This window comes from uncultured Rothia sp. (assembly GCF_937976295.1).
Lineage (GTDB): Bacteria > Actinomycetota > Actinomycetes > Actinomycetales > Micrococcaceae > Rothia.
In genome coordinates this window covers 1-4,122 of sequence record NZ_CALJRY010000173.1, presented here as the reverse complement: position 1 = coordinate 4,122, position 4,122 = coordinate 1, and the positions used below count along the sequence as shown (strand labels likewise).

Sequence of the window (4,122 nt, the reverse complement as noted above, 5' to 3'; positions counted from 1 at the left end):
GGCTGATGCGGAATACCGGCATTCAAATCAGCCAGTACCTCATCCGAAGGACGAGCACCCAGCGGCGGAATAGACTCCGAACCAAGCTGCTCACCCGGAATGAACACGTGACCCGCCTCAAAAATAGCCAGGTTCTTGAAACCGCGAGACAGGTTACGCTTCAGATCCTCAACCAGGCCCGGCAGCAGCGAGCGGCGCATCCAGCCCTCAGCCGAAGAAATCGGGTTCTCCAGGCGAATTGAAGGAACCTCAGTCACCGGGTTCTCAGGGGTGCTCACCCACGGAGCCGACCACAGGTTGTTCGCATCAGCCGACACGAAGGGGTACGCAAAAACCTCAGTCAGACCCGAAGCCGCCAGCGCGTTCAGCGCACGACGCTTACCCGCCTGCTCCGGAGTGTAACCGCGACCGGCAGGAGCCACCGGCAGAGTCGAGGGGATGTTCTCGTAGCCGTCAATACGTGCGATTTCCTCAGTCAGGTCCTCCTTCGCGCGCAAATCAGTACGCCACGACGGGACAGTCACCAGGTAACCAGACTCGGTACGCTCCACCGAGCAACCGATCTCGCGCAGGCAGGACTCAATCTGCTCCGGCGAGTAATCCACGCCAATACGACCGGCAGTGTAATCAGCGGGCAGGTCAATCACGACCGGCTCATAGCCAAGCGACACATCAGTAACGCCCGGCTCAACCTGAGCACCCGCCAGCTCAACCAGCAACTCAACCGCACGCTGAGCAGCCGCAGCCTGAATCTGCGGATCCACGCCACGCTCAAAACGCTTCGACGCCTCAGAAATCAGCTTGTGACGGCGAGCAGTACGAGCCACCGACACCTCATCAAAACGAGCAGCCTCCACCAGAATGCGGGTGGTCGAATCAGTCACCTCAGTCGAGGCGCCGCCCATCACACCGGCAAGACCAATCACGCCGGAATCATCAGCAATGACAATATCCTCGGGATGCAGAGTACGCTCAACACCGTCCAGGGTCACCAGCTTCTCGCCGGCAGCGGCGCGGCGCACCACAATCTCACCCTGAACCTTGTCAGCATCGTAGAAATGCAGAGGCTGACCGGTCTCCAGCATCACGTAGTTCGAAATATCCACCGGCAGCGACAGCGAGCGCACACCCGCCAGACGCAGACGCGAAGACATCCAGGTCGGAACCGGCGCATCCGCCTTCACGCCCGACACCTCACGCATCACGAAACGAGTGCATGCGGGGTTACCGTGAATCGGGGCGTCATCACGCAGAGAAACCGCGTGACCAGACTCGTTCGCCTCCGGGGCGCGCTCGCCGTACGCCAGCACAAAATCCTCAAAGGAAGAACCGGTAGCGTGGCACCACTCGCGGGCAATACCGCGCAGAGAGAACGCGTAACCGCGGTCCGGGGTCACGTTCACCTCAGCAGCCTGATCGTACAGGCCCAGCAGCTCCATCGCGTCGGTGCCGACCTCCGGGTCCAGGCCCAGAGTCGAAAGCACCAGAATGCCGCCGTGATCATCACCAATACCCAGCTCACGAGTCGAGGCAATCATGCCAGCCGACTTGTGACCGTAAGTCTTACGAGCAGTAATCGCGAAACCACCGGGCAGAACAGCGCCGGGCAGGGTCACAACAACCTTGTCGCCGGGCTTGAAATTGTGGGCGCCGCAAATAATGCCCTGAACACCGGAAGGCTCAATGCCCTTGCCGGTCAGAGTCTGCTCCTGGCCCTCCGGAACCACACGCACCTGGCACCAGTTCACGGTCTTGCCGTTCGAGTGGGTCTCCGGCTCCATCGAGAGCACCTGACCAACCACAATCGGGCCGGACAGCTCATCAGAGGGGCGGTGAACGTCTTCTTCTTCCAGGCCAACCTTCACCAGGGTTGCCATCACATCTTCAGCCGAAGCATCCTCAGCTACAGGCACGAACTCGCGCAGCCATGACAGGGGTACACGCATAATTTAGATCTCCATCCCGAACTGCTCAGAGAAACGGATGTCGCCTTCAACCATGTCATGCATGTCAGCGACGTTGTTACGGAACATGAGGGTACGTTCAATACCCATACCGAAAGCGAAGCCCGAGTACTCCTCAGGATCAATACCCGCAGCACGCAGAACATTCGGGTTCACCATGCCGCAGCCGCCCCACTCAATCCACTGCGGGCCGCCCTTAGCGTTCGGGTGCCACAAATCCAGCTCAGCGGAAGGCTCAGTGAACGGGAAGAAGTTCGGGCGCAGGCGAATCTTAGCGTCCTCACCGAACATGGCGCGTGCCATGTACTCCAGGGTGCCCTTCAAATCAGCCATCGTCAGGCCCTTATCCACGGCAAGGCCCTCAATCTGGTGGAAGACCGGGGTGTGGGTCGCGTCCAGCTCATCGGTGCGGTACACCTGGCCCGGGCACACAATGTACAGCGGCAAATCACGCGAAAGCAGCGAACGCATCTGCACCGGCGAAGTGTGAGTGCGCAGCAGCAGGTGAGCGTTCTTCGGCTCAACGTAGAAAGTGTCCTGCATTTCGCGTGCCGGGTGATCCGGCTTAATGTTCAGAGCGTCAAAGTTGTACCACTCAGACTCAAGCTCCGGGCCGTCAGCAACTTCCCAACCCATACCGACGAAAATGTCGGTCAGACGCTCCTGCATCAGAGCAATCGGGTGGCGGCCGCCCAGGGAACGGCGAGGCGAAGCAGCAGAAACGTCCACAGCTTCCTCAGCCAGGATGCGAGCTTCACGCTCAGCTTCCAGCTCGGCGGTGCGAGCCTCAATAGCCTCAGTCAGGGCTGCACGAGCCTGACCCATCAGCTTACCCACCGGGCCCTTGTGCTGGTTCTGAAGATCACGCATCTGACGGTTAGCGATGCTCATGATGCCCTTCTCACCGAAGAAGCTCAGGCGCACCTCCTTGAGGCTGTCAAAGTCCTTAGCCTTCTCGCGAATCTCATGCTTGGCACGCTCACGCTCAGCCTCAAAAGCCTCACGGATAGCGTCCAAACCGTTCTCGGGGTTCTCCTCCAGAACCTGCGCAATGCGGGCGAGAACCTGAGCCGGGCCGTTAAGACCCTCGTGTTCCTGCACGGAATCGGTCATTGTCACTCTTCTCTGCATACCACCGGCACTATGCCGGCTGGCTCGTTATACACCTTAGGCAGCACCGTCTGCTCTCCCCGGCTGCCCACACAGGGTGCGGAACAGGGGCAAGGCGACGGGCGCATATCCTATCCATTTTAGACCAGAGAAGGAAGCGCAAACAGCAGAACGCCCGGATAGTCCATCCGGGCGTTCTAACGTATATCTTTTTCAACAGCAGGGTTGAAGGGGCGCGACTACTTCAGAGCCTGCTTCACAGACGGGTCGAAAGAAGCACGAATCCACAGCACGTTCGCAATGAACCATGCCGCATACAGGGGCACGAAGCCGTAGCGCTGAGCGTCAATGACATTACCAATCAGAGACAGAATCGCCACGAACGCACCCAGAATTGCAAAAATCAGACCGACGGTCAGGCCCTGACGCTTGCCCTTCTGAATCGTGAAGTACACCCAAATGTACACAACCGCAGAAACGACCAGCATGCCTATACCGCCTGCAATGCCAATCTCCGGCAGACCCTGCAGCGGGGACAGGTTACCCGGCGCGAACGAGGAAATAACACCGTGGATAAAGCAGAGCAGTGCGGAGACAATCATAATCTCCTGCAGACGCAGAATCTTCGGGTGCTTGGTCGGCGAATGGAACAGAATTCCGCGCGAATCAGCGCCGCCTTCCTGAATATAAATAGCTTGAGTGTCCGAGGGAACCGCATCGGAGCGGTAGGCGCCCGGATCAAACGGGGGTTGAGCAGTCATCATTGTCTCCCAATACGTATGTGATTTCTCCCTCAATACTACCCGCCTACCGGTTGGTTTCCAAAGTATGCACCCGTGTCGAACCCATATGTGACAAAGTCCCCTCTCCCACAAAAACCCACAAAGAGACACACCAAGCGCCCCCGCCACTAGCAAAGCAGCTACCGCACGAGCCTTACACGAGCCTTAACGGAAGAAAGCAGGAGGTGACATCACCTCCTGCTTTCAACACCACAAACACGCCGCTTAGCAAGCCTCAGCAGGCGCTAGTTCCACACATCCGCTAG

3 protein-coding genes are annotated in these 4,122 nt (G+C 58.7%); all 3 read right to left on the bottom strand.

Translation table 11 applies throughout. The annotated features are described in order from the left end of the window. A partial coding sequence (gene pheT / locus Q0216_RS04805) for a phenylalanine--tRNA ligase subunit beta (RefSeq protein WP_298593351.1) occupies nucleotides 1-1,946 on the bottom strand: 1,946 nt, incomplete at its 3' end. A 3-nt stretch (nucleotides 1,947-1,949) separates the two neighbouring features. Continuing rightward, complete coding sequence (gene pheS, locus Q0216_RS04800; protein WP_298593349.1) at nucleotides 1,950-3,077, bottom strand: phenylalanine--tRNA ligase subunit alpha; 1,128 nt, start codon at nucleotides 3,075-3,077, stop codon at nucleotides 1,950-1,952. A 236-nt stretch (nucleotides 3,078-3,313) separates the two neighbouring features. Next, complete coding sequence (locus Q0216_RS04795) at nucleotides 3,314-3,835, bottom strand: ABC transporter ATPase (RefSeq protein ID WP_298593347.1); 522 nt, start codon at nucleotides 3,833-3,835, stop codon at nucleotides 3,314-3,316. Between the last annotated feature and the right edge of the window lie 287 nt (nucleotides 3,836-4,122).

Coding starts and splice junctions, on each gene's coding strand:
- pheS (WP_298593349.1), bottom strand. CDS start 3,077: ATGACCGATTCCGTGCAGGAACACGAGGGTCTTAACGGCCCGGCTCAG.
- Q0216_RS04795 (WP_298593347.1), bottom strand. CDS start 3,835: ATGACTGCTCAACCCCCGTTTGATCCGGGCGCCTACCGCTCCGATGCG.